The organism is Bordetella sp. MIP270_01_BMS (assembly GCF_054958705.1).
In genome coordinates, this window is record NZ_CM143297.1 from 3,649,940 (window position 1) to 3,674,336 (window position 24,397).

Sequence of the window (24,397 nt, forward strand, 5' to 3'; positions counted from 1 at the left end):
GCCATGCGGTTAAAGACCGCCCTGCTGATGTCCGTCCTGGTCGGGGCGGTTTCCGGCGTTCATGCCCAGGTGCCCGAAGTCGTCATCGACCCGGGCGGCGTGACGCCGGCGGCTTTGCAGTCCATCACATCGGCCGTAGACGCCATTACGCGGCTGGCTGCAGACCAGGATGGCGGTGAAATCGACCGCCTGCGCCGCCGGGCGCGCGACGCCACCCTCGCGGCGTTGGCAACCCAGGGATACTTCGCGGCCGATGTGACGCTCGAGGCTGGCACCGACGTGGGTGGAGAGACCTGGGACATCTCCATTCAGCCCGGCGAACGGGCCCATATTGCGTCGGTAGATCTCAATTTCACCGGTCGCGTCACGCGGCCCGAATACGCCGAGCGGCTCGCGCAATGGCGCAAGGAATGGTCCTTGCCGGTGGGCAGGCCGTTCATCAACGCTGACTGGAACCGCGCCAAGTCCACCCTGCTCGATGCCGTGGCGTCGCGCGATTTCATGCTGGCCCACATGACTGCGTCGGACGCCGTCGTGTACGCGGACAAGGGGCAGGTGCACCTGTCGGTCACCATCGACAGCGGCCCGCTGGTGCGCATGGGCGCGCTCAATACCCAGGGCCTGCGGCGGGTGCCCGAGTCCCTGGTGGAACGCTACGTGCGCTACAGCCCCGGCGAGCCCTACAGTCAGGACAAGCTCGACGGCTGGCAGCAAGACCTGCAGACCACCGCGTTCTTCCGTGGCGCCTTCGTCACGCTGGACACCAAGCCAGCGGACCCTTCGTCTGGGCCGCCGCCGCCCAATGAAGAGCCCGCCGCGGCCCAGTCCGAACGGGCCCGGGCTCCGGGCTCCTCGGGCGTGGCGGCCGCCACGCCGCAGGGTGACCCGGTGGTCGCGGGCGGACCTCCAGTCGGCCCGGGGCCGGTGCCCGACTCCGACGGCGAGATCACCTTGCCGGTCGACGTACGCGTGGTCGAGGCGCCGGCGCGCCGCGTGGCCACCTCGCTGGGCGTCGACAGCGACGCCGGGGTGCGCGCCGAGGCGACTTATCGGCAGAACATCGTGTGGGGCTTGCCGGTCACCCTGGAAAGCGGCATAGGCGTGGACCGGCTGCGCCAGCGCGCGTTTCTCGATTTCCACCTTCCCCCCGACGAAAAAGGCCAGCGCGATTCCTTTGGGCTGCTGGCCGACCATTCCGATATCCAGGGGCTGGACGTGCGACGCGTCGCCGTCGGCGCCACGCGGCTGCGCGTGCGCAAGGGGGCCGGCGACAGCCGGGTCGAATACGAGAACCGTTGGGGGGTGCTGCTGGCGCATGACCGCGTCAAGATCGACGGCGGCGACCAATACGATCTGCCGAGCGGCACGCTGACCTCCGAATGGCTGCGTCGCGACGTCGACAACAAGTACGATCCGCGCGAAGGCAACCTGATCGCGCTGGGCGGAGGCATCGGCGTGGTGCTCAACAGCGGCGATCCCTTCTTCCGCGCCCGCGTGCGCGGCCAGAAATGGTGGCCCGTCGGCGAGCGCGACGTGTTCACCGTACGCGGCGAAGTGGGGCGCGTCTGGTCCGATTCCAACACCCGCGTGCCCGACGACTTCGGTTTTCGTACCGGCGGCGCGCGATCCATTCGCGGCTACCGCTACCAGAGCATCGGGGTCGATCGCGATGACGCGGTCGTCGGCGCCGCCACGCTCGCGGTGGCCAGTATCGAGTACGACCATTATTTCGACGAACGCTGGGGCATGGGCGTATTCGTCGACGCCGGTGACGCCGCCGAATCGTTCGGAGAAATGGAGGTCCATATGGGCTACGGGGTCGGGGCGCGCGTGCGCACGCCGGCAGGCCCCATATTCCTGGACCTGGCTTATGGGCAGCGCGAGCGCGATCTGCGCCTGCACTTTTCCCTGGGGATCGCGTTTTGAACCGACTTCGTGCCGTGTTGCGCCATCTGCTGGTCTGGTGGCTGCCCGTGCCCATCACGCTGTTGGTGCTGTTGTGCGCGTTTGCCGCCTGGCTGGCCGGCACCCAGGCAGGCACGCGCATGTTGCTTGAAGTGGTTGCCCAGCAGCTCGACGGCCGGGCAGAACAGGTGCGGGGCAGCGTGCTGGGCGGCCTGTCGGTGGGCCGGCTGCAGCTTTCCGTGCCATCGGCCGACATCGACGTCGCCGAACTGCGCCTCGACGTGCGTTGGCGGGCGCTGGGCCAGCGCGTGCTGCACGTGCGCGAGCTGTCGGCCGCGAGTGTCCGGCTTGACCTGACGCCCGGCGCCGAGGCGGCTGACTCCGACGAGCCCCTGGCCATGCCGGCGTTGCCGGTAGACCTCAGGCTCGACCGTCTCGCGCTCGGGTCGCTCGAATTGCACAACGATGGCGTGCCGCTGCCGGTGGACGTCGGCAATTTGTTGGCCGCGCTGCGGCTCGACCAGCAGGGAGCCCAATTGCGCCTGGACAGCCTGCGCCTGGCCCATCCCACGGCGCGGGCCGACCTGAGCGGCCAGGCCGACCTGCTGCAGCTCGCCGAACCGTGGCCCCTGCGCGCGCACCTCGATATCGCGGCGCAGGGCATCGGAACCGATTCACCATTGTGCGCCAGCCGCAGGCTGCCCGCCGCCGCGGCTCAGGGTGCGCCGCCGAAATCCCAGCGCAAAGATCCAGAAGAAGCGCCTGACGACGCCCTGCCCTGCGCGGCGTCGCTGCGCATCGATGCCGACGGGTCGCTCGACCAGCTCGATGTCCGGCTGGACGGCGCAACGACCGATGGCGCACTGACGCTGCTGGCGCATGCCGGCCTGACGCCGACGCAGGAATTCCCGGTGCAGACCGCCACGGTCGATCTGCGCCTGGCAGACAAGTCGGGGCTCGACGCCAGGTTCCGGCGCGAGCCGCAGGCGGCGCAGCCCGGTGTGTACAACCTGGTGGCCACCCTTGCCGCCGAGCGTCTCAATCTGGCGTCGCTGGTAGGCGATGACCTGTTGCCGCCGGCGCTGCTGAGCGCCCAGATGCAGGTCGACGCTCAGGTGGCCAGCCCCTTCGATCTGCAGCAAGCGCAGGTGCAGGCCTCTATCGCAAAGGGTAGTCGCTGGAACAACCACGCGCTGGCGGGTACGCTGGCGGGGCAGGTGCGGGCGCTTGCACCGACGTCCCAGCAGCCCGTTCCTGACGATGCCGATCCGCTGGCCGGCTTTCAGCTGCACGACCTGAAACTCGACCTGAGCCTGGGCCCCAACCGCGTCCGGGCGCAGGGCCAGCTCAGCCAAAGAAATGCGACCCTCGCCCTGGACGCCGACACGCCGCGGCTCGACGCGTTCTGGCCGGGTCTGCCAGGGGGGGCCACACTGCAGGGCAAGGTCGATGGTCGCCTGGATCAGCACCGGGGCCAGCTCCAGGCCCGCTATACGCCGGCCGAGTCTCGCGGCGACACGCTGGGCCGAGCGCCGATAAGCGCCGAGCTGGCCTTTGCGGGCGGATGGGGCCCGGGTCCGCGCGCCGAGGCAGATGGCGGCCTGCATGGATGGCGGGGCCGTCTCGAACGGCTCACGGCAGGTTCCATGAATTTTTCGCTGGCGTTGCAGCCCACCGAGGTGTCGTTCCTGCCCGAGGCAGTGGCTCCGCGCTGGCAGTGGCAGGTGGGTGCGACGCAACTCACGATGGCGCTGCCGGACAAGCAGCGCGTAGTCGTTGCGCATCAGGGCTCGCGAGGCGGTGCCGGCCGCTGGCAAACCGCCGGCCGCGCCGACAACCTCGTCCTGACCGCTTCAATGGTGCGTCAGATCATGCGCGCCGTCGATCCGCAGGCCGCCGCACGCGCCGGGGGCAATAACCAGGTCAATTCGCGCGTGCCCGACAGCCAACGCCGCATCGCGCTCGATGCTTCCTGGGACCTGCAGTTCGACGGCGCCTTGGCAGGTCGGGCGCGTGTGGCCCGCCGGGATGGCGACCTGCGTATTCCCGGTGACCCTCCCATCCCGCTGGGGTTGACCCAGCTCGTGCTCGACGTCGCGGCCAAGCCGGCCGGGGGCGGCGCCAGCCAGCTCGATGCGACGCTCGACGTCCGAACTCGCCAGATGGGCACGATGTCAGCCGCGGCGTCCGCCGTGCTGCTGGCCAAGCCGGGCGGCGCATTCGCGCTCGACGAGCGCCGCCCCATGCGGGCCAGCCTGAATGCCGACTTCTCCGATCTGGCCTGGATCGACCTGTTCGTGGGCGACACGATGGAAGTGCGGGGCAAGTTGCAGGCCAACCTGACGGCGCAGGGTACGCCCAGCGGCAAATGGTCCAGCTCGGGCACGCTGCGCGGTCAGTCGCTGCGGGTGGTGCGCATCGACGATGGGGTGCGACTGCTCGATGGCTCGCTCAGCGCGCGCCTCGACGGTACTCGTCTGGTGCTGGAGTCGTTGCGGTTCCCGGCCACGCTGCGCGTCATGCCCGACGAGTGGCGGACTCGCGAATGGATCACCACGAACCCCGACGCGAAGAACGGTTTTGTCGAGGCCACCGGCCACTGGGACTTGCTGCAGTCTCAGGGCGTGGTGCGGGTCAAGCTGCACCGCTTTCCTGCCCTGCAACGGTCCGACCGCTACGCGATGGTCTCCGGCACGGTCAATATCGACGCGCAATTGCCGCGGGTGGCCATCACCGGCGACCTCAAGGCCGACGCAGGCTGGTTCAGCCTCGAGATCCTGCAGGGCGTGCCCAGCCTGGACGACGATGTCCGGGTGGTGCGCGCGGGCGATGACGTCCAGGCTCGCGAATCGCCGTTGCAGATGAGCATGAACCTGAAGTTCGACATGGGGCCGCGGTTCTACATTACCGGAATGGGTCTGGACGCCGGCCTGCTCGGCTCCATCGAGATCCAGCTTGCCGATGGCCGCCTGACCGGCCTGGGAGCCCTGCACACGCGCGGCGGGGGTATCGAGGCCTATGGGCAGAAGCTGCGCCTGCGGCGCGGTACGCTCACGTTCCAGGGCAGGCTCGACAACCCGCTGCTCGACATCGAAGCGCTGCGCACTGGCGAACAGGTCGAAGCCGGGGTCCGGGTCAGCGGGACGGCTCAGCGACCGCGCATCGACCTGGTGTCGTACCCCGACGTGAGCGATGTCGAAAAACTGTCCTGGCTGATCCTGGGGCGCGGGCCCGACGAGGGCGGCAGCGACGCCGCCTTGCTGCTATCGGTGGGCACTGCGTTGCTGGGCGGCGGCCAGCCGTTCTATCGGCAACTGGGTCTGGATGAACTCAGCATCCGCTCGGGCACCATCGGCAGCACGGGCAGCCTGCTGCCCGACCGCACGGTGGCCAGCCAGATCAACCTGGACAGTAACAGCAACCTAGCCACGCAATTCGTGGTGGCCAGCAAGCGCTTTGCGAACGGCATCACGCTCAGCGTCGAACAAGCGATGTCCGGGTCCGAAACAGTGGGCCGGTTCAGTTACCGCCTGGCACGCGGGCTTTCGCTGGACGTGAAAGGTGGTACTGTCAATGGCATTGCGCTGGTCTACCGCACCTTCTTCAATGACTGAGCCGGCCTTCCCTGATCGCGGTCAGGGGCGGCGTTCGGGCGCAAGGCGATAAAATAGTCGCCAATCAACCTGGGCAAACTTCCATGAGCATCAAAAGCGACCGCTGGATCCGCCGCGCGGCCGAAAACGGCATGATCGAGCCATTCGAGCCCGGCCAGGTCCGAACCACCGCCGATGGCGGGCGTATCGTCAGCTACGGCACCAGCAGCTACGGTTACGACGTGCGCTGCGCAGACGAATTCAAGATCTTCACCAACATCAATTCCACCATCGTGGACCCCAAGCAATTCGACGAAAAATCCTTCGTCGACTTCAAGGGCGACGTCTGCATCATTCCGCCCAACTCTTTCGCATTGGCGCGCACGGTGGAATATTTCCGCATTCCGCGCAGTGTGCTGACGATCTGTCTCGGAAAGAGCACCTACGCCCGCTGCGGCATCATCGTCAACGTCACGCCGCTCGAGCCCGAATGGGAAGGGCACGTCACGCTCGAGTTCTCCAACACCACGCCGCTGCCGGCCAAGATCTACGCGGGCGAAGGCTGCGCGCAGATGCTGTTCCTGGAAAGCGACGAAGTCTGCGAAACCTCTTACCGCGACCGTGGCGGCAAATACCAGGGCCAGCGCGGCGTCACACTGCCGCGCACCTGAATTCATGCGCCGGCGGCATCACGTTGCCGCGCGCAGCCCGGACTAGCGCCGGCAGGCCGGGGCGCCCGCATCCGGTCTGCATCGTCAGATGCGGCCAAGGCGTCTCATGAACCAGCGCACGCAGGCGGCGTGGCGTCGCGGGGTGAATCTGCCGACCCGGTGCATGCCCCGGACGCGTGCCCGGAGCGCTGGCGAGCGAGTACTGCACAAGTTCACGCAGGGTAGAGATCACAGGCCGAACCCGAAGGTTCAGGGCGGATTGTTTTCCAGCGTCTACACCGCGTCGTATCCCCGCCCCAGGAACTGAAGAATGCAAACGCCGTGCCCGAACGGATCGCTCAGGTGCGCAATGCGCCCCCATGCGTGGGTTTGCGGGCCGCTTTCGAGCACGGCGCCCGCGGCGACGGCAGCGGCGGTGGCTGTGTCCACGTCATCGACCACGAAATCCAGGTGAATGGGGGTCCAGTGGCGCGCGTAGTCGCGCCCGCCTGCCACCTCTCCGGCGGGGCGCGTCCCCTGCGCCTTGCGCAGCAGATAGATCGGGGCCCCGGCGCCCATCAGTTCAGCCCCATCGCCTTCAAAGCGTCGTGTGACTTCCAGGCCGAAGGCATCGCGATAGAACTGTATTGCGCGGTCGAGGTCGTCGACGTCGATATTGATCAGTACTTGCATGGACTGGCCGGCGGTCGTGCGTTGCAGTCGTGCAACAGGATGACGTTTCGCGAAGTGTCAGTATCGCGCCCGCCCAAAGGGTGCACAAGGCGTTTTTTCTCTCGTAACAGGGCCTTCGTGCCGACGATCCGGGCGATCGTGACACCTCGTACGGCTTCGTAACCAGGCTTCCACACCGGGGCGCACAGGGCGGCGGCGGCCGCCGTCACAAATATAATGAAACTACCTAATGCGCGGTTCGCCGGCGCAGGGAGCTAACGATGTTTGGTTTACCTAAACACACGCAGCAAGAAGTGGCCGATGAAGTGCAAGACGAGTTCATCGAGCGCGTCACCGGCGCTGCCGAGGCATTCCGGGCGGCCACGTCGGACCCGCAGGTCCTCGACTATTCGCTGGAAAGCATCGCGGTGCTGGATGCGGTCCTGGAAGACGTTCATAACGGGCGGCTGGCCCTGGACCCTATGCAAACCGTGGGCGCCGCGGCCTACCTGTACGAGGTCGCCCGACGCCATTACGGCGGCTTGTATGAAGTGTGCGACGACGATGACCCCGTCGTGCTCGTCACGGGCGAGCCCGAGTTCGACGTGTGTCTTTGCGCCATCTCCAAAGTCGACCGCCGCGTGCGCCAGGGCGCCTCGGAACGCTTGCCGGAGTTCTTCCAGCACTATGTGCGCGCCGTCGACGCACGTCAGACCGTCACCCTACGCTAGCGGCTCGCGTGCGCTGCCCCGTCAGCGCCCCGCCGGCCCGCACGATGGCCGAGGCGGGTGGTCGGTGCGGGTGGCGGTGGCCGCCAGCGCGACACGCCCGCAGAGCGGCGCCGGGCAAAGCCGCCTACAATTCGCACTTCGACTGGCTGCGGTTCTGCGCGGTCAGCTGGTCCCCTGCGGTCGCAGACTCGCAGTACACTCGCCTCCGTTTTGCCTCGCCCTGGAGCGCCCCGCATGAAATTCCGCTTCCCCATTTTCATCATCGACGAAGACTATCGTTCCGAGAACGCCTCGGGTCTGGGCATTCGTGCGTTGGCCACCGCCATCGAGGCCGAGGGCGTCGAAGTCATCGGCGTCACCAGCTATGGCGACCTCAGCTCCTTCGCCCAGCAGCAGAGCCGCGCGAGTGCGTTCATCCTGTCGATCGACGATGAAGAATTCGACGTGGCGTCTCCCGAAGACGTGGCCAGCGCCATCAAGAATCTGCGTTCGTTCATAGGCGAGCTGCGCTTCCGAAATGCGGACATTCCTATCTACCTTTACGGCGAAACCCGTACGTCCGAGCACATTCCGAATGACATCCTGCGCGAGCTGCATGGTTTCATTCATATGTTCGAAGACACGCCTGAATTCGTGGCGCGCCACATCATCCGCGAGGCGCGCAGCTACGTAGACGGCCTGCCGCCCCCGTTCTTTCGCGAACTGGTGAAGTACGCCCAGGACGGTTCGTATTCCTGGCATTGCCCCGGCCATTCAGGCGGCGTGGCCTTCCTGAAAAGTCCGGTCGGCCAGATGTTCCACCAGTTCTTCGGTGAGAACATGCTGCGCGCGGACGTCTGCAATGCTGTAGACGAGCTCGGCCAATTGCTTGATCACACCGGCCCGGTGGCTGAATCCGAGCTCAACGCCGCGCGCATCTTTCACGCCGACCACTGCTTCTTCGTGACCAACGGTACCTCCACCTCGAACAAGGTCGTCTGGCATGCGAACGTGGCCGCGGGTGACGTGGTGGTGGTTGACCGCAACTGCCATAAGTCGATCCTGCACGCGATCACCATGACGGGTGCCATTCCGGTGTTCCTGCGGCCCACGCGCAACCACCTGGGCATCATCGGGCCCATTCCGCTCGAAGAATTCCACCCTGACAGCATCAAGAAGAAGATCGAAGCGAATCCCTTTGCACGGCAGGCGGCCAACAAGAAACCGCGCATCCTGACGCTGACGCAGAGCACCTACGACGGCGTGATCTACAACGTCGAAATGATCAAGAAGCAGTTGGGCGACTACGTCGACACCTTGCACTTCGACGAAGCCTGGCTGCCGCACGCGTCGTTTCACGAGTTCTACCAAGACATGCATGCCATCGGGCAGGGCCGTCCGCGACCGCAGGAACCCATGGTGTTCGCGACGCACTCGACGCACAAGCTGCTGGCGGGTATCTCTCAGGCCTCGCAGATCATCGTGCAGGAGTCCGAAACCCGCAAGCTCGACCGCAACGTGTTCAACGAGGCCTATCTCATGCACACGTCCACTTCGCCGCAGTACGCCATCATCGCCTCGTGCGACGTGGCCGCCGCGATGATGGAGCCCCCGGGCGGCACCGCGCTGGTCGAAGAAAGCATCCGGGAAGCGCTGGATTTCCGGCGTGCCATGCGCAAGGTAGAGTCCGAGTTCGGCAAGAACGACTGGTGGTTCAAGGTATGGGGCCCCAACCGGCTCGTCTCCGAAGGCATCGGCAATCGTGGTGACTGGGTGCTCGAAGCCAACGACCACTGGCACGGCTTCGGCGAGCTGGCCGACGGCTTCAACATGCTCGACCCGATCAAGGCCACCATCATCACCCCGGGGCTGGACATGTCGGGCAGCTTCGGCGAAACCGGCATCCCGGCCGCACTGGTCTCGAAGTACCTGGCCGAGCACGGCGTCGTGGTCGAGAAAACCGGGCTGTACTCCTTCTTCATCCTGTTTACCATCGGTATCACCAAGGGCCGCTGGAACACGCTGCTCACCGCGTTGCAGCAGTTCAAGGACGACTACGACCGCAACCAGCCGCTATGGCGCATCCTGCCCGATTTCTGTCGCGGCAACCGCCGCTACGAGCGCATGGGCCTGCGCGACCTCTGCCAGCAGATCCACGAGTCCTATCGCAGCCGCGACGTTGCCCGCCTCACCACCGAGATGTACCTCAGTGACATGGTGCCCGCGCTCAAGCCCTCGGATGCCTTCGCGCGCATGGCGCACCGCGAAGTCGAACGCGTCGACATCGACCAGCTCGAAGGCCGGGTCACCGGGGTGTTGCTGACGCCATACCCGCCGGGCATCCCCCTGCTGATTCCGGGTGAACGCTTCAACCGCACCATCGTTCAGTACCTGCAGTTCGCCCGCGAATTCAATGAGCGATATCCCGGTTTCGAGACCTACATTCATGGCCTGGCCGAAGAAACCGCGCCGGATGGGTCCAAGCGCTACTACGTAGACTGTCTCATCGAAGACTGAGGCGTGCACCAAGGACCTGACGAGTGTCGATGTTCGATGTAGCGGTCATCGGCGCGGGCGCCGCTGGCATGATGTGCGCCAGCGTCGCCGGTCAGCGCGGCCTGCGAGTCGTGCTCATCGACCACGCCGAGCGCCTGGCCGAGAAAATCCGCATTTCGGGCGGCGGCCGCTGCAATTTCACTAATATCGGCACGGGGCCAGGCAACTTCCTGTCCGAAAACACGCATTTCTGCCGTTCGGCCCTTGCCGGCTACACCCCGCAGGATTTCCTGGGGCTGGTGCGCAGCCATCGAATTGCGTGGCATGAGAAGCACCGCGGCCAGCTGTTCTGCGACGACAGCAGCGAGTCCATCATCAGCATGCTGCGCGCAGAGTGCCAGGCTGGCGGCGTGCAATGGCGCATGCCTTGCCGCGTGGACGAGGTTGGGCGCGGCGACGCGGGCTACGAACTGCGCACCAGCCAGGGCCTGATCCGCGCCGCCAAGCTGGTCGTCGCCACGGGAGGCATGGCCATCCCGCAACTGGGGGCCACCGACTTCGGCCTGAAGCTGGCACGCCAGTTCGGCTTGAAGGTGGTCGAACCGCGGCCCGCCCTGGTGCCGCTCACCTTCGACGCCACGCACTGGCGGCCTTTTGCCGAGCTTTCAGGAGTGGCGCTCGAAGTGTCGCTCAGCACGGGCGCCGGGCGAACGCGGGGCGAGTTCCTGGAAGACCTGCTATTTACCCATCGGGGGCTTTCGGGCCCGGCCATCCTGCAGATATCCAGTTACTGGCAGCCGGGCGAGCCCATCATCATCGACCTGGCCGCAGGGCGTAACCTCGCCGACGAACTCATTGCGGCCAAGCCCGGCAATCGCCAGCAACTGCATACGGTATTGTCCGAACTCTGGCCGCGACGCCTGGCCGACCAATGGCTGCGAGCGGCCGCCCCGGCAGGTCAGGCCTCAATGGCTGGGCTGCGCCTGGCCGACACACCCGACAAGGCGCTGCGCGCATTGGGGCAGGGCATACACCAATGGCGGCTGCTTCCCAGTGGCACGGCGGGCTACAAAAAGGCCGAGGTCATGCGTGGTGGCGTGGATACCCGCGGGCTCGATCAGAAATCGATGCAGGCGCGCGCGGTGCCAGGTCTTTACTTCATCGGCGAAGCGGTCGACGTCACGGGCTGGCTGGGCGGCTACAACTTCCAGTGGGCGTGGGCATCGGGCGTGGCCTGCGGCCGGGCCCTGTAGGCTATTAACCGAAGCCTGCGGGTTCGCCACATGCGGGTTCGCGGACTTCCGGATTGCGGCAGGCACACCTGCCTCGGCTCAGTTCGCCATATCCGGCTCTGGGCGAACGCCGGCCCGACCCGGAACGCCAGTTTGAATATTCAAATAAAAATGAATATCATTTACATAAATGTGTAACGGCCTGCGTTCCGTAGGGCGCGCGCCGTGCCCTGCAGGCCGCGCGCCCCGGCGGTTTCGGACGGTGGCTGTCAGCGAGCAAGGCCCTCCCGGCCGGCGTGCCGGGACACCGCGGTAGCGCGACCGGCCTGGTGAAGAGTGGCGCCGGCGGTTCGAGCGGGCGCCGCCGAATGCCTGGAGGGCTCGCTGCCCTCCACCGGACCTCCCGGGCATACCAGTTGCTGTGTGACCGGGTCGCCGTCACGCATTGCGCCCTTGCCGCTGGTCCATCCTGACGGCGCATGGGCATGCGGGGATAGCCGTTTTCGGGGACCCGAAAACCCGCGCCGACCAGTCTGGAGAACTTCATGCCTTACACCTTGCCTGTCCTGCCTTACGCTTACGATGCGCTCGAACCTCACATCGACGCCCAGACGATGGAGATCCACTACACCAAGCATCACCAGACGTATATCAACAATCTCAACGGGGCCCTGGAAGGGGCAGGGCTTACCACCGACCAGCCCGTCGACGATCTGATGCGGCGCCTTGATTCACTGCCGGAGTCCGTGCGCGGGCCCGTGCGCAACAACGGGGGTGGTCACGCCAACCACAGCCTGTTCTGGACGGTCATGTCGCCACAGGGGGGCGGGACGCCGCGAGGCCCGCTGTCCGCCGCGCTCGATGCGGAACTGAACGGCATGGAAGGCTTTCGGGACGCATTCACCAAGGCGGCTCTAAGCCGGTTCGGCAGCGGATGGGCCTGGTTGAGCGTGACGCCACAAGGCAAGTTGCATGTCGAAAGCACGGCCAACCAGGACAGTCCGCTGATGCAGGGCAATACCCCCATATTGGGGCTCGATGTCTGGGAACACGCGTATTATCTGAAGTACCAGAATCGGCGGCCCGACTACATCGGCGCGTTCTTCAATGTGATTCATTGGGAAGAAGTTGCCCGGCGCTACGACGCCGCAAGAGCCTAGGCGGCTGAATCCGCCCAGCCCACCAGCCTGAACCGCCCTACGGCATAGGCCCGCCATGAACACCTTCAGCCGTCACCGCATACGTCCGCAGGCCACGAGCATCAGCGTCTGGACGCTGAGTGTCCTGATTGCCTGCCTGGGCGCCCATGCACTGTGGTCCTACCTGATTCCGCGCGCCCCGCACGTGGCGGACGCCCTGGCCGGCGGCCTCCTGGCCGCAGGCGCCACCGCATTGGGCACGGTACCGGTTATGTTTTCTCAGACGCTGTCCGAGAAAGTGCAGGACACCATGTTCGGATTCGGGGCGGGCGTCATGCTGGCTGCCTGCGCATTCTCGCTGGTGGCGCCGGGCATCGCGGCGGCGGGCGACCTGGGGCATGGCCCCTGGCAGGCCGGCATCATCGTGGGCGGTGCGTTGCTCATCGGCGCGGCGGTACTGCTATTGATGGAGCGCCTGCTTCCCCATGAGCATTTCATCAAGGGTAAAGAAGGCATAGAGGCCCGCCGGTTGCGTCGTACCTGGCTGTTTGTGTTCGCCATCGCCTTGCACAACCTGCCCGAAGGCTTGGCGATCGGGGTCAGCTACGTTGGCAATGATCCGGTGCGCGGCAGCGCGCTGGCTACCGGCATTGCCATCCAGGACGTTCCCGAAGGCTTGGTCGTTGCCGTGGCTCTACTGGCCGCAGGGTATCGGCGCAGCTTCGCGGTAGCCCTGGGCATGCTCTCGGGCCTGATCGAGCCGGTCGGCGCCGTGCTTGGAGCCATGGTGGTAGGGTGGTCGGCGTCCATGTTGCCCTGGGGGCTGGGGTTCGCCGCCGGTGCCATGCTGTTCGTGATCAGCCACGAAATCATCCCCGAGTCGCACCGCAAGGGGCATGAGGTCTATGCCACTTGCGGATTGATGCTGGGCTTCGTGCTGATGATGCTGCTCGACACCGCGCTGGCCTAGCGCGGCCCCCCCGCATCGGGGTGCAGTACATGGCCCGGCACCGCGGCGGGGCGCGGCGGCCCCACCGCCTGATCCACGGCGGGCAGGCTGTGCGCGATACCTTTATGGCAATCGATGCACGTCTGGCCTTCCGTCAGACCCTGCTGGTGCATTCGCGCCGATCTTTGGCTCTGGCCCGCGTAGTCAAAGTAGCTGTAATCGTGGCAGTTGCGGCATTCGCGGGAATTATTGGCCTTCATCCGACGCCATTCGTTCTGTGCCAGTTTCGCCCGCTTGGCCTCGAATTTCTCCGGCGTGTCGATGGTGCCCAGGAAGTGGTGCAGCAATTCGTTCGAGGCGTACAGCTTGCGTACCATCTTGGCTCCCCATTCCTTTGGCACATGGCAGTCCGGGCATACGGCGCGCACGCCGGTGCGGTTGGAATAGTGGGCCGTGTGGCGGTATTCCTGGTAGACGTTTTCGTTCATTTCGTGACACGAAATGCAGAACGCTTCGGTATTGGTCCACTCCATCACGGTGTTGAAGCCGCCCCAGAAAATAATACCCAGGGCAAAAGCCAGTCCGAAGCCGCTGGCCGCAAGCGCCCAGGCCCGGCGCGACAGTTTTTTCATGTGCTTGATCGGGTTCATGACGCACGCTCGCTCAGTTCAGTCCGGGCACGCGCTGGAACGTGTTGTCGACCAGCGGCCTGGCATCGCTCTGGGTCACGTGACACTGCATGCAGAAGTAGCGCGATGGACTTACCGAAGACAGCTCGCGGCCTTGCGCGTCGCGAAAATGCGTGATGGATATCTTGGGTGACCGGGTTGCCTGGGCGCGGGCCCAGCCGTGGCAGTCCAGGCATTTATTGAACTTGAGGCTGATCTGGTAGCTGCTGCTCGCATGGGGAACCAGCGGCGGCTGCTGTACGAAATCGCGCGGCAGGGGGGCGCCGTTGTCGAGTTCCTGCCGATAGTGTTCCACCGGATTGTCGCTGGCGGAGACAGGCGCTTCGCGCAGGCTTTTCACGGCTGCCGGCGGCTCGGCCGCCACCGATGGCATGGCGATCATCAGGGCCGCGAGCAGGCCGAATGCGGTCTGGTACAAGGCGCGTTTCATGTTTGACTCCTGTGGCGATACCGGTGGCTCAGTTGGAATACGTGCTGGGGACAGACGTCGACGCAGCGTCCGCAGGCCGTGCAGTCGGCGTCAAGAATGACGGGATGACGCTGGCCTGCGCCCTTCAAGGCCGGCCGGATCACCTGAGGCTCGGGGCAGATGCTGTAGCAGTCCATGCAGTCGTCGCATCTGGCGCGCCCCGCCGCATTCACGCGCAGCAGCGCACGCCGGTTCAGCAGGCCGTAAAAGGCGCCCACCGGACAAACATGGCCGCACCAGCCGCGCGGCGCAACCAGCAGGTCGTATATGAAAATGCCCAGCAGCAGCGGCCATACGGCGGCGTTGCCGAAGACAAGCGCACGGTGCAGCTGCGACACCGGGTTCACCCATTCCCAGGCGATCGCGCCAGTCACGGCCGAGGTGAGCAAGGTGCCAGCCAGCAGCCACACCCTCAGCGCCTTGGGTGGCGTGCGGCCGGTCGGGCGTATCCTGAGTTTGCGGCGCAGCCACGCCGCCGAGTCGGTTACAGGGTTCACCGGGCACACCCACGAGCAATACAGGCGGCCGCCGAACAAGAAATAAAACCCCGCCACCACAAGCGCGCCGATCAAGGCGGCGGCCAGCGGCACATGGCCTGCCGCCAGGCTCTGCAGCAATTGGTATGGATCGGTCAGAGGCAGCCAGTCGAGTGTCAGGCTGGAAGAAAGGTTGCCCTTGACCGGCCACCAGGCGTCGGCGAGCCAGCCATGCCGCGCCAGCCATGCCGTAAGGGGGCCCAGCAGGAACACGGCGAGCAGGCCGAGCTGCACGCCGCGCCGCAGCAGTAACCATCGATGGGCGCGCCACCAGCCTTTGCCTGCAACGGCTGCCGCGGTGGGGTTGCGCCCTGCCACGTTCGGGCGCTTGGGTTTAGCGGGTAGTGGTGTCATGGCGTATCGCCGGCAGGTATGCCGTCCAGGCCGTGAACCGGCAAATGGATTTGCTCGCCTATGACCGAGCCGCCCGCTTTCTCGGCCTCTTCCCAGCCCTTCCGATAATGGCCGGCCGACGACCCCTGTGCCAGTGAATGGGGCAGAACCTTGATGGCGGCCGCCCCCGGCAATACGCAGCTCTGTTCGCATTTGCCACACCCGGTGCAGTGGTCGGAATGCACGGTGGGCAATAGCATGGCATGGCGGTCAGAGCGCGGATTGTGTTGCCGTTCGAGCGTGATGGCCTGGTCGATGAGGGGGCACACCCTGTAGCACACATCGCACCGAAGACCCTGGAAATTCAGGCAGGTTTCCTGGTCGACCAGGACGGCCAGACCCATGCGCGCGTCTTCGATGTGGGTCAGGGCGTGGTCCAGCGCCCCGGTAGGGCAAGCGGGCAAGCAGGGGATGTCGTCGCACATTTCGCAGGGCACGCTGCGAGCGTCGAAGTACGGCGTACCCAGCGGCACATGCTGGCCCAGGTCGGCCAGCTTCAATGTGTCGTAAGGGCAGGCCCGCACACACAGACCGCAGCGTACGCAAGCCGCCAGGAAGTCGGCTTCGGCCAGGGCTCCGGGGGGGCGCAAGGCGGTGGCCTGCATCGTGGCGGCCTGTCGCGAATACAGGCCCAGGCCCAGCGCCATGACACAGGCGCCACCCAGCGCCGCCGCGGACTGCTGCAGGAATTGCCGCCGCCCGCCCGGCGAAGAGCCGTCTGGCCTTTCGGCCGGCTCGCGCGGCGGAGTCGGCTCGGATGCCGGGATGCCGCTCGAGCGGCCATCGCGTACAGAAAGCGCGCAGCGCGCCGTGGTGGACGATGTCACGTTACGCCTTCAGAACTTTAACCGCGCACTTCTTGAAATCGGTTTCTTTCGATAGGGGGCAGGTGGCATCGAGCGTGAGCTTGTTGACCAGACGCCCTTCGTCGAAGAACGGCATGTAGACCAGGCCGCGGGGTGGCTTGTTGCGTCCGCGTGTTTCGATGCTGGCGTGGACCTCGCCGCGACGCGAGGCGACCCTGCACTGCATCCCCCGTTGCAGGCCCCGCTGCTTCGCGTCGTCGGGATGCATGAACAGCACGGCCTGCGGCACGGCGCGATGCAGTTCGGGCACGCGGCGGGTCATCGAGCCGGTATGCCAGTGCTCGAGCACCCGTCCGGTACATAGCCACAGGTCATATTCCTGGTCGGGCACCTCGGCGGGCGGTTGGTAGGGTAGGGCGAAGATAATGGCGCGACCATCTTTATGGCCGTAGAAGCGCACGCCTTCGCCGGCCTTCACGTAGGGGTCGTACCCTTCGCGGAAACGCCACAATGTTTCCTTGCCCTCCACCACGGGCCAGCGCAGGCCGCGCGCGCGATGATACAGATCGAAATCCGCCAGGTCGTGGGCGTGCCCGCGGCCAAACTGCGCATACTCTTCGAACAGGCCTTTCTGCACATAAAAACCGAAGTGCTGCGATTCGTCGTTCATGTAGCCATCGATGGCGTGCTGGTTCACCGCAGCCACGTCGGTCAATGGGTACCGGTCGACCACGCCATTGGCGTACAGCACGTCGTACAGGGTCTTGCCGCGGTAGCCGGGATGCTTGTCCAGCAGCTCGCCCGGCCAGACTTCATCTACGAGGAATCGCTTGGAAAACTCCAGGTATTGCCACAGGTCCGAGCGTGATTCGCCGGGCGCGGGCACCTGCTGGCGCCAGAACTGGGTGCGGCGTTCCGCGTTGCCATACGCGCCTTCTTTTTCCACCCACATGGCCGTCGGCAGAATCAGGTCGGCCGACAGAGCCGACACCGTGGGGTAGGGGTCGGACACCACGACGAACGCTTCAGGATTTCGCCAGCCCGGATAGATTTCTTCGTTGATGTTGGGGCCGGCCTGCATGTTGTTGGTGGTCGACGTCCAATAGCATTTGAGCTTGCCGTCTTTCAGCGCACGGCTTTGCGCCACGGCATGAAGGCCGACCTTCGACGGAATCGTGCCCTCAGGCAGCTGCCAAAGCTGTTCGGCGATTTTTCTATGGGCGGGGTTTCCCACCACCATGTCGGCCGGCAGTCTGTGGGCGAAGGTGCCGACCTCGCGCGCCGTGCCGCAGGCCGATGGCTGGCCCGTCAGCGAGAAAGGACCGCAACCGGGGCGTGAGATCTTCCCCGTGAGCAGGTGTACGTTGTAGATCATGTTGTTGACCCACGTGCCACGCGAGTGCTGGTTAAAGCCCATGGTCCAGAACGACACGATCTTCTTGGCGGGGTCGGCGTAGAGCTCGGCCATGCGCTGCAGGCGTTCGGGCGGCACGCCAGACAACTTGGCGGTGTAGTCCAGCGTATAGGTGGATACGAAGGCGGCGAATGCTTCGTAGGTGCTGGCGGCAGCGGCGCCCGGGTCTCCCTTCGGGGCTCCGTCGGCGCCCGGATAGCCGTTGGCGCTGGCCGATTGTTCGCGCGGATCGTTGGGGCGTAGCCCATACCCGATGTCGGTGGCGCCGGTCTTGAAATTTACGTGTTTTGCAACAAATTCGTGGTCGACCTTGTCGTTCTCTATCAGGTAATTGCAAAGGTAGTTGAGGATGGCCAGGTCGGTCTGGGGTACGAAGATCATGCCGTTGTCGGCGAGTTCGAAGCTGCGGTGTTCGAATGTCGAGAGCACATGCACTTCGCTGCCCGGATGCGTCAGGCGGCGGTCGGTGATGCGGCTCCAGAGTATGGGGTGCATTTCGGCCATGTTTGACCCCCACAGCACGAACGCATCGGCTTGCTCGATGTCGTCGTAGCAGCCCATGGGTTCATCGATGCCGAAGGTGCGCATGAAGCCCACCACTGCGCTCGCCATGCAATGGCGGGCGTTTGGGTCGAGGTTGTTGCTTCGGAAACCAGCCTTGAACAGCTTGGCGGCGGCATAGCCTTCCCAGATGGTCCACTGGCCCGATCCGAACATGGCAATGGCATCGGGCCCTCCGGTGGCGAGCGCCTGCTTCCATTTCTGGGCCATGACGTCGAAGGCTTCGTCCCAGCTTATGGGCTCGAATTCGCCATTCTTGTCGTATTCGCCGTTGGTCTTGCGCAAGAGCGGGCGGGTCAGCCGGTCGGCGCCGTACATGATCTTCGACAGAAAATAGCCCTTGATGCAATTCAGGCCTCGGTTCACCGGGGCGTCCGGGTCACCCTGGGTGGCGACGACCTTTTCGTTCTGCACGCCCACCAGCACCGAGCACCCGGTGCCGCAGAAACGGCACGGTGCCTTGTCCCAGCGCACTTGCAGCGGCGAGGCGTTCGTCTGCGTCAGTGCGGGCCCCGGCAGGCTCATGCCGGCGGTGGCGGCGGCGGCAGCCACGGCGTGGGTCTTGATGAATTCGCGTCGGTTCAATGACATGATGGAAGCTCTCTGTGCCGGGAGTCGGGGGAAACGGGGGACGGGCACTCTGGCGACGCGTCGTCATCGCCGTACTCGTACGCCAGGGTGGTGGACAGAACGTATGGAACCTTGTGCACGGCGAGGATGGAATCGGCCGTGCTGTACCCCGGGCCGTCTTCAACCGTGACGACAAGCGTGCCCGTCGTGACGTCGTGGGCGTGCAGTTGCACGCCGGCTATCGCCGCCAGCGCGGTACGCGCTGCGGGCAGGTGGGGCGCTGCAATGCGCAATACCAGGCTGGCGATTCTCATGCGGGGTCCGGGCGCAGGGCCTTGACGGGGCAGGCGGGCAGGCAGTGTCCGCATCCGGTGCAGCGTGCTGCCTGTATCGTGGGGTGGGCGGGGCCGCCGGGTTGGCGGCGAAAGGAAATGGCGTCTTCCGGGCAGCTGTCGCGGCAAACCTGGCATTGCACACCGTGGAGGGCCAGGCAGGTTTCGGCCACCCGGGCCTGCCAGGTGCCCGGGCGCAGGAAGCGGTGCGATACCACCCTGGTGGGCTTGCCGGTCAGCAGCTGGCGCCTCGTGAACCCCATGTCCATAATCCCTTAAAACCTGTAGGGGATTATGGGTACTGGGTCCTGGCCCGCCCTTGACTGCAGTCAAGACGGCTGGGGCGTTCTTGCGGGGCGTCAATTAGCCTGGATACGGGCTCCCTGAACAGGAAGACGCTGGGCGCCGCCGGCTTCGCTTTTCCGGGCCGGGCTTTCGATGTATGCTTCAGGCCGCTGTCATGCAAGTCGCGGGAGAGAGCGGCCGTGTTCCCCACTGCCGCCGCCGAAGGCGCAATTCGCCCGGAATCGCTCAGGTAACCCATACCGCAATGCATCGGCCCCGGCTGGCTACGTCGCCGCAGGGCTGAAACAGCACTCTGGAGAGACCTGGCGCGCCGAATTCCGTGCGTGGTCCAGGCGCCGAAGGTGCAAACCCGCGCGCAAGCACGGGGCAACTCTCAGGCAAAAGGACAGAGGGGCGGAAATCCAGCTGGATCCTGGGGCTTCCGTTCCAGGCCGGCATATTCCGTAACCCTGGCGATGCCGCCGCACCGGAGCCTGTCCATGTCCGCCACCCTCAAACGTACTCCGCTAGCCGAAACCCACGTCGCCGCCGGCGCTCGCATGGTCGATTTCGGCGGCTGGGACATGCCGCTGGCCTATGGGTCACAGCTTGAGGAACACCATGCCGTGCGCCAGGATGCCGGCATGTTCGACGTGTCGCACATGCTTAATGTCGACATAACCGGGTCTGATGCCATCGTGTATCTGCAGCGGCTGGTCGCCAACGATGTGGCGCGGCTTACTGTGCCGGGCAAGGCGCTGTACAGCTGCATGCTGAACCCTTGCGGCGGCATCATCGACGACCTCATCGTCTATTTCTTTGCCGTTGACCAGTGGCGCGTCGTGGTCAACGCCGGCACGGCCGAAAAAGACATCGCCTGGATGCAGCGCGTGGCTCGTGCGGGCAGTTTCGATGTAAGCATCTCGCCCCGCCGCGATCTGGCCATGGTGGCCGTGCAGGGGCCCAATGCCCGCGAGAAGGTCTGGGCGGCCCGGCCAGCCTGGCGGGCGGCCACCGAAACCCTGTCTCCCTTTGTGGCGGCGCAGGTCGAAGATCACACCCTGGTGGCACGTACCGGTTATACGGGCGAGGACGGCTTTGAACTCGTGCTGCCGGCCACGCAGGTGGTGGCGCTCTGGAACGACCTGGCCGCACATGGGGTTCGGCCCTGCGGCCTGGGAGCGCGCGACACGCTGCGCCTCGAGGCCGGCATGAATCTCTACGGCCAGGACATGGACGAGCTTACCCAACCCGACCAGGCCGGCCTGAACTGGACCGTCTCGCTCAAGGATCCAGCCCGTCGGTTCGTCGGGCGCGAGGCTCTCGAGCAGTTCGCGACGCCCTGCGGGTTCGTCGGCCTGAAGCTCCAGGACCGAGGCGTCATGCGCGCCCACATGGCGGTGCACACATCCCAGGGCACCGGCGAGATCACCAGCGGCACGATGTCGCCGACACTCGGCGTCTCTATCGCCTTTGCCCGGGTTCCCCTGGGGGTGCAGGCCGGGCAGTCCGTCGAAGTCGAGATACGCGGCAAGCGGGTTCCCGCCCTGGTATGCAAATTGCCGTTCGTGCGCCATGGCAAGGCGGTCGAACACCCGTAAACTGCCATCATGCGCCGGCTGGGTGCCGGCGCATGCGCGCATTTCCCATCCAAGGAGCTTCCATGAGCCTGCCCACCGACCGTAAATACACCGAATCCCACGAATGGGTCAAAGCCGAGGGCGACGTCTATCTCGTCGGCATCACCGATAACGCCCAGGAACAATTGGGCGACCTGGTCTTCGTCGGCGACGTCACCGTCGGCGCAAAACTGAAGGCCGGCGCAACGGCCGGCGTGGTCGAGTCGGTCAAGGCCGCATCCGACATCTATGCGCCGGTGTCGGGCGAAATCGTGGCCTTCAACGAAGAGCTCGAAGCCACGCCGAATCTGATCAACGAATCCGCCTTCTCCACCTGGATCTTCAAGATCAAGCCTGACGACGCCGCCGAGGTCGAGAACCTGCTCGACGCAGCCGGCTACGAAGCCGTCGCCAACGGCTGACCTGGCACAGGCCGCGCGGCCGCAGGTCCGCGCGGTTATTTTTACGCACCCGAGATTTCCCATGTCGCGCGCCCTAGATCCCCACACCGATTTCATCCCCCGTCACATTGGTCCTACCGATGCCGAGCAGCAGACGATGCTGGCTGCCGTCGGTTGCGACAGCCTGGAAAGCCTGCTGAAAGAAGTAGTGCCGCCGGCCATCCGCAGCGAAGGCCCGCTGGCGCTGCCACAGTCGCGCAGCGAACCCGATGTGCTGGCCGACCTGAAGGCGGTGGCAGGGCGCAATCGCATCTACCGCAATTACATCGGTCAGGGGTACTACGGCACGCACACGCCCAACGTGGTGCTGCGCAACGTGCTCGAGAACCCGGCCTGGTATACCGCCTATACGCCATACCAGCCCGAGATTTCGCAAGGGCGGCTCGAGGCCTTGCTCAACTATCAGACCATGGTCGCAGATCTCACCGGCCTGGACATCTCCAACGCGTCACTTCTCGATGAAGGCACCGCCGCCGCCGAAGCCATGACCCTGGCGCGACGCGGTTCGAAATCGGCCAGTGCGGTCTTCTTCGTATCGACGCATTGCCACCCGCAGACCATCGAGGTCGTGCGCACGCGCGCCGAAGGGCTGGCCATCGAGATCGTGGTGGGCGATGAATCGCAGGGTCTGCCCGACTGCTTCGGTGTGCTGTTGCAATACCCGCACAGTCTGGGTGGCGTCGCCGACTACCGGGCGCTGGCCCAGGCCGCACATGCCCAGGGCGCCGTGGTGGCATGCGCCACCGATCTGCTGGCTCTGGCGCTGTTGGAGCCACCCGGTTCGTGGGGTGCAGACATTGCCGTGGGAACGTCGCAGCGCTTCGGCGTGCCGTTCGGGTTCGGCGGTCCGCATGCCGGGTTCATGGCTTGCAAGGACGCTTACAAGCGCAACATGCCGGGTCGCCTGGTCGGCGTCTCGAAAGACGCTCAGGGCAATCCCGCCCTGCGACTGGCGTTGCAAACGCGCGAACAGCACATCCGCCGCGAGAAGGCCACGTCGAACATCTGCACCGCCCAGGTGCTGCTGGCGGTGATGGCGGGGCTGTATGCCGTCTGGCATGGTCCCGAAGGCATACGGCGCATTGCTGCGCGCGTACATCACTATACGGCCGTGCTCCGCTCGGCTTTGGGCCAGCTGGGCATCAAAGTGGTGAACGACACCTACTTCGACACGCTGCTGCTTGAAACCGGGGCGGCCACGCCAGCCATTGTGCAGGCGGCCGATTGCGAGCGCATCAACCTGCGCCGGGTCGACGGAGCACGCCTGGCCGTGTCCCTCGATGAAACAGTCACCGCCACCGACCTGCAAACGCTGATTAACGTATTCGCCGCCGCTTTGCAGAAAGACGACCTGATTGTCGACGATCAGGGTTCGGAAGACGGCGAGCCTGCCGGTATTCCTGCCGCCTTGCGGCGCCGGGGCGGCATCCTGGTTCATCCTGTCTTTTCCAGCGTACGCTCCGAAACCGACATGCTTCGCTATCTGCGCAAGCTGTCCGACAAAGACCTCGCGCTTGACCGCAGCATGATCCCGCTGGGCTCTTGCACCATGAAGCTCAACGCCACGGCCGAGATGATTCCCATCACCTGGCCTGAATTCGCCCAGATCCATCCGTTCGCCCCGCCCGACCAGACGGCCGGTTATCGCGAACTGGTCGAGCGCCTCTCGGCAGCGCTGTGCGAAATCACCGGCTATGACGGAATCAGTCTGCAGCCCAACTCGGGCGCGCAAGGCGAATACGCCGGCCTGCTGGCCATCCGTGGATACCACCGGGCCAATGGCCAGCTCCAGCGCAATGTGTGCCTGATTCCCGCCTCGGCCCACGGCACCAATCCGGCATCGGCCCAGCTGGCCGGTATGGATGTCGTGGTCGTGGCGTCCGATTCTCAAGGCAACGTCGATCTCGCTGATCTGCGTGCCAAGCTGGCTCAGGTGGGCGACAGGCTGGCTGCATTGATGATCACCTACCCCTCGACGCATGGGGTGTTCGAAGAATCCATCACCGAGATCTGCGACCTCGTGCACGAAGCCGGTGGACAGGTCTACCTGGACGGCGCCAACATGAACGCGATGGTGGGCGTCGCGCGTCCCGGCCTGTTCGGCTCAGACGTGTCCCACCTCAACCTGCACAAGACTTTCTGCATTCCCCATGGCGGCGGCGGCCCGGGCGTGGGCCCTGTTGCCGTTCGCTCGCATCTGGTGCCGTTCCTGCCTGGCGTCATGAATGCGCAGGGCAAGCTCGATGCAGACAGCCTGGTCGGCCCCGTGTCCGCAGCGCCATTCGGCTCAGCCGGCATTTTGCCGATTTCGTATGCGTATATCGCATTGATGGGTGCCGACGGCCTGCGCCGTGCCACCGAGGTGGCCATTCTCAACGCCAACTACGTGGCGGCGCGATTGCGCGATCATTACCCCGTGCTGTATGCGGGTCGTAATGGCCGTGTGGCGCACGAATGCATTCTCGATGTCCGGCCCTTGAAAGAAAGCAGCGGGATCAGCGCCGAAGACATCGCGAAACGCCTGATGGACTACGGCTTCCACGCCCCCACCATGAGTTTTCCCGTAGCCGGCACCCTGATGGTAGAACCCACCGAATCCGAGGGCCTGGCGGAACTCGATCGTTTCATCGAAGCGATGATCTCCATACGTGAAGAAATCGCCCAGATCGAGCGTGGGGAACGTGACCGCGACGACAACGTCCTGAAGAACGCCCCGCACACCGCGCAGATGCTGCTGGCAGAGGATTGGCTGCACGACTATCCGCGGCAGCAAGCGGCTTATCCTGTGGCATCGTTGCGCGATACCAAGTACTGGCCACCGGTGGCACGCGTAGACAACGCGTATGGTGATCGCAACCTGGTCTGCGCCTGCCTGCCTGTTGAAGCGTACGCTTGACACCGGGGCGCCGATTCGCG

General features: G+C 65.3%; 19 protein-coding genes and 2 riboswitches. Of the genes, 11 read left to right on the top strand and 8 right to left on the bottom strand.

The window, feature by feature from the left end; translation table 11 throughout:
• The first annotated feature begins 3 nt into the window (after window positions 1-3).
• The 3 genes from ACV17W_RS17170 (at window position 4) to dcd (ending at window position 6,169) form a co-directional block, all read left to right on the top strand.
• Complete coding sequence (locus ACV17W_RS17170) at window positions 4-1,926, top strand: autotransporter assembly complex protein TamA (RefSeq protein ID WP_462593551.1); 1,923 nt, start codon at window positions 4-6, stop codon at window positions 1,924-1,926.
• On the top strand, window positions 1,923-5,519 hold the full coding sequence (locus ACV17W_RS17175) for a translocation/assembly module TamB domain-containing protein (protein WP_462593552.1): 3,597 nt from the start codon (window positions 1,923-1,925) through the stop codon (window positions 5,517-5,519). Before ACV17W_RS17170 ends, ACV17W_RS17175 begins: the two co-directional genes overlap by 4 nt.
• Before the next feature lie 83 nt (window positions 5,520-5,602).
• Complete coding sequence (dcd, locus tag ACV17W_RS17180; RefSeq protein WP_462593553.1) at window positions 5,603-6,169, top strand: dCTP deaminase; 567 nt, start codon at window positions 5,603-5,605, stop codon at window positions 6,167-6,169.
• A 273-nt stretch (window positions 6,170-6,442) separates the two neighbouring features.
• On the opposite strand, the gene ACV17W_RS17185 is transcribed toward dcd, so the two are convergent.
• The gene (locus tag ACV17W_RS17185; RefSeq protein WP_462593554.1) at window positions 6,443-6,841 is read right to left on the bottom strand and encodes a VOC family protein; all 399 of its coding nucleotides are present in this window, start codon (window positions 6,839-6,841) and stop codon (window positions 6,443-6,445) included.
• 260 nt (window positions 6,842-7,101) lie between these two features.
• On the opposite strand from ACV17W_RS17185, the gene ACV17W_RS17190 reads away from it, so the two are divergent.
• The 5 genes from ACV17W_RS17190 (at window position 7,102) to ACV17W_RS17210 (ending at window position 13,367) form a co-directional block, all read left to right on the top strand.
• Window positions 7,102-7,551, top strand: a complete 450-nt coding sequence (locus ACV17W_RS17190) for a hypothetical protein (RefSeq protein ID WP_462593555.1) — start codon at window positions 7,102-7,104, stop codon at window positions 7,549-7,551.
• Between the two features lie 234 nt (window positions 7,552-7,785).
• Window positions 7,786-10,047 carry an Orn/Lys/Arg family decarboxylase gene (locus tag ACV17W_RS17195; protein WP_462593556.1) on the top strand — a complete coding sequence of 754 codons (2,262 nt, stop codon included), beginning with the start codon at window positions 7,786-7,788 and terminating at the stop codon, window positions 10,045-10,047.
• Window positions 10,048-10,076: 29 nt separating this feature from the next.
• On the top strand, window positions 10,077-11,279 hold the full coding sequence (locus ACV17W_RS17200; RefSeq protein WP_462593557.1) for a BaiN/RdsA family NAD(P)/FAD-dependent oxidoreductase: 1,203 nt from the start codon (window positions 10,077-10,079) through the stop codon (window positions 11,277-11,279).
• Window positions 11,280-11,803: 524 nt separating this feature from the next.
• Window positions 11,804-12,418 carry a superoxide dismutase gene (locus ACV17W_RS17205; protein WP_462593558.1) on the top strand — a complete coding sequence of 205 codons (615 nt, stop codon included), beginning with the start codon at window positions 11,804-11,806 and terminating at the stop codon, window positions 12,416-12,418.
• 55 nt (window positions 12,419-12,473) lie between these two features.
• A complete protein-coding gene (locus ACV17W_RS17210) occupies window positions 12,474-13,367 on the top strand; it encodes a ZIP family metal transporter (protein ID WP_462593559.1) in 894 nt (297 codons plus the stop codon).
• Here the strand turns inward: ACV17W_RS17210 and ACV17W_RS17215 are convergent.
• From ACV17W_RS17215 to ACV17W_RS17245, 7 genes are read right to left on the bottom strand one after another with little or no spacing between them, the layout of a single operon-like run.
• Window positions 13,364-13,978: a NapC/NirT family cytochrome c gene (locus ACV17W_RS17215; protein WP_462596577.1), complete on the bottom strand. Its 615-nt coding sequence runs from the start codon at window positions 13,976-13,978 to the stop codon at window positions 13,364-13,366. The two genes, ACV17W_RS17210 and ACV17W_RS17215, sit on opposite strands and share 4 nt — an antisense overlap.
• 31 nt (window positions 13,979-14,009) lie before the next feature.
• A complete protein-coding gene (locus tag ACV17W_RS17220; RefSeq protein WP_462593560.1) occupies window positions 14,010-14,465 on the bottom strand; it encodes a nitrate reductase cytochrome c-type subunit in 456 nt (151 codons plus the stop codon).
• Window positions 14,462-15,394, bottom strand: coding sequence for a quinol dehydrogenase ferredoxin subunit NapH (gene napH, locus ACV17W_RS17225; protein WP_462593561.1), 933 nt, complete (start codon window positions 15,392-15,394; stop codon window positions 14,462-14,464). Before napH ends, ACV17W_RS17220 begins: the two co-directional genes overlap by 4 nt.
• Window positions 15,391-16,260: a ferredoxin-type protein NapG gene (gene napG / locus ACV17W_RS17230; RefSeq protein WP_462593563.1), complete on the bottom strand. Its 870-nt coding sequence runs from the start codon at window positions 16,258-16,260 to the stop codon at window positions 15,391-15,393. Before napG ends, napH begins: the two co-directional genes overlap by 4 nt.
• A gap of 1 nt (window position 16,261) precedes the next feature.
• On the bottom strand, window positions 16,262-18,805 hold the full coding sequence (napA, locus tag ACV17W_RS17235) for a nitrate reductase catalytic subunit NapA (protein ID WP_462593564.1): 2,544 nt from the start codon (window positions 18,803-18,805) through the stop codon (window positions 16,262-16,264).
• The gene (locus ACV17W_RS17240; protein WP_462593565.1) at window positions 18,796-19,098 is read right to left on the bottom strand and encodes a chaperone NapD; all 303 of its coding nucleotides are present in this window, start codon (window positions 19,096-19,098) and stop codon (window positions 18,796-18,798) included. The genes napA and ACV17W_RS17240 overlap by 10 nt, the downstream gene beginning before the upstream one ends.
• Complete coding sequence (locus tag ACV17W_RS17245) at window positions 19,095-19,379, bottom strand: 4Fe-4S dicluster domain-containing protein (protein WP_462593566.1); 285 nt, start codon at window positions 19,377-19,379, stop codon at window positions 19,095-19,097. Before ACV17W_RS17245 ends, ACV17W_RS17240 begins: the two co-directional genes overlap by 4 nt.
• Window positions 19,380-19,576: 197 nt before the next feature.
• Window positions 19,577-19,674: riboswitch (glycine riboswitch) on the top strand.
• A 30-nt stretch (window positions 19,675-19,704) separates the two neighbouring features.
• Window positions 19,705-19,821: riboswitch (glycine riboswitch) on the top strand.
• An 80-nt stretch (window positions 19,822-19,901) separates the two neighbouring features.
• Between ACV17W_RS17245 and gcvT the strand changes: the two genes are divergently transcribed.
• From gcvT to gcvP, 3 genes are all read left to right on the top strand, one after another.
• A complete protein-coding gene (gcvT, locus tag ACV17W_RS17250; RefSeq protein ID WP_462593567.1) occupies window positions 19,902-21,002 on the top strand; it encodes a glycine cleavage system aminomethyltransferase GcvT in 1,101 nt (366 codons plus the stop codon).
• A 62-nt stretch (window positions 21,003-21,064) separates the two neighbouring features.
• A complete protein-coding gene (gcvH, locus tag ACV17W_RS17255; RefSeq protein WP_462593568.1) occupies window positions 21,065-21,442 on the top strand; it encodes a glycine cleavage system protein GcvH in 378 nt (125 codons plus the stop codon).
• Window positions 21,443-21,503: 61 nt separating this feature from the next.
• Window positions 21,504-24,377 (top strand): aminomethyl-transferring glycine dehydrogenase, encoded by a 2,874-nt coding sequence (gene gcvP / locus ACV17W_RS17260; RefSeq protein WP_462593569.1) that lies wholly within the window; start codon window positions 21,504-21,506, stop codon window positions 24,375-24,377.
• Window positions 24,378-24,397: the final 20 nt, after the last annotated feature.

What these genes read in the sequence shown, in the direction of transcription:
- gcvP (WP_462593569.1), top strand. Translation starts at nt 21,504, where the DNA reads ATGTCGCGCGCCCTAGATCCCCACACCGATTTCATCCCCCGTCACATT.
- napA (WP_462593564.1), bottom strand. Translation starts at nt 18,805, where the DNA reads ATGTCATTGAACCGACGCGAATTCATCAAGACCCACGCCGTGGCTGCC.
- ACV17W_RS17220 (WP_462593560.1), bottom strand. Translation starts at nt 14,465, where the DNA reads ATGAAACGCGCCTTGTACCAGACCGCATTCGGCCTGCTCGCGGCCCTG.
- dcd (WP_462593553.1), top strand. Translation starts at nt 5,603, where the DNA reads ATGAGCATCAAAAGCGACCGCTGGATCCGCCGCGCGGCCGAAAACGGC.
- ACV17W_RS17205 (WP_462593558.1), top strand. Translation starts at nt 11,804, where the DNA reads ATGCCTTACACCTTGCCTGTCCTGCCTTACGCTTACGATGCGCTCGAA.
- ACV17W_RS17210 (WP_462593559.1), top strand. Translation starts at nt 12,474, where the DNA reads ATGAACACCTTCAGCCGTCACCGCATACGTCCGCAGGCCACGAGCATC.
- ACV17W_RS17240 (WP_462593565.1), bottom strand. Translation starts at nt 19,098, where the DNA reads ATGAGAATCGCCAGCCTGGTATTGCGCATTGCAGCGCCCCACCTGCCC.
- ACV17W_RS17245 (WP_462593566.1), bottom strand. Translation starts at nt 19,379, where the DNA reads ATGGGGTTCACGAGGCGCCAGCTGCTGACCGGCAAGCCCACCAGGGTG.
- ACV17W_RS17170 (WP_462593551.1), top strand. Translation starts at nt 4, where the DNA reads ATGCGGTTAAAGACCGCCCTGCTGATGTCCGTCCTGGTCGGGGCGGTT.
- ACV17W_RS17190 (WP_462593555.1), top strand. Translation starts at nt 7,102, where the DNA reads ATGTTTGGTTTACCTAAACACACGCAGCAAGAAGTGGCCGATGAAGTG.
- ACV17W_RS17195 (WP_462593556.1), top strand. Translation starts at nt 7,786, where the DNA reads ATGAAATTCCGCTTCCCCATTTTCATCATCGACGAAGACTATCGTTCC.
- gcvH (WP_462593568.1), top strand. Translation starts at nt 21,065, where the DNA reads ATGAGCCTGCCCACCGACCGTAAATACACCGAATCCCACGAATGGGTC.
- ACV17W_RS17200 (WP_462593557.1), top strand. Translation starts at nt 10,077, where the DNA reads ATGTTCGATGTAGCGGTCATCGGCGCGGGCGCCGCTGGCATGATGTGC.
- napH (WP_462593561.1), bottom strand. Translation starts at nt 15,394, where the DNA reads ATGACACCACTACCCGCTAAACCCAAGCGCCCGAACGTGGCAGGGCGC.
- ACV17W_RS17185 (WP_462593554.1), bottom strand. Translation starts at nt 6,841, where the DNA reads ATGCAAGTACTGATCAATATCGACGTCGACGACCTCGACCGCGCAATA.
- gcvT (WP_462593567.1), top strand. Translation starts at nt 19,902, where the DNA reads ATGTCCGCCACCCTCAAACGTACTCCGCTAGCCGAAACCCACGTCGCC.
- ACV17W_RS17215 (WP_462596577.1), bottom strand. Translation starts at nt 13,978, where the DNA reads ATGAAAAAACTGTCGCGCCGGGCCTGGGCGCTTGCGGCCAGCGGCTTC.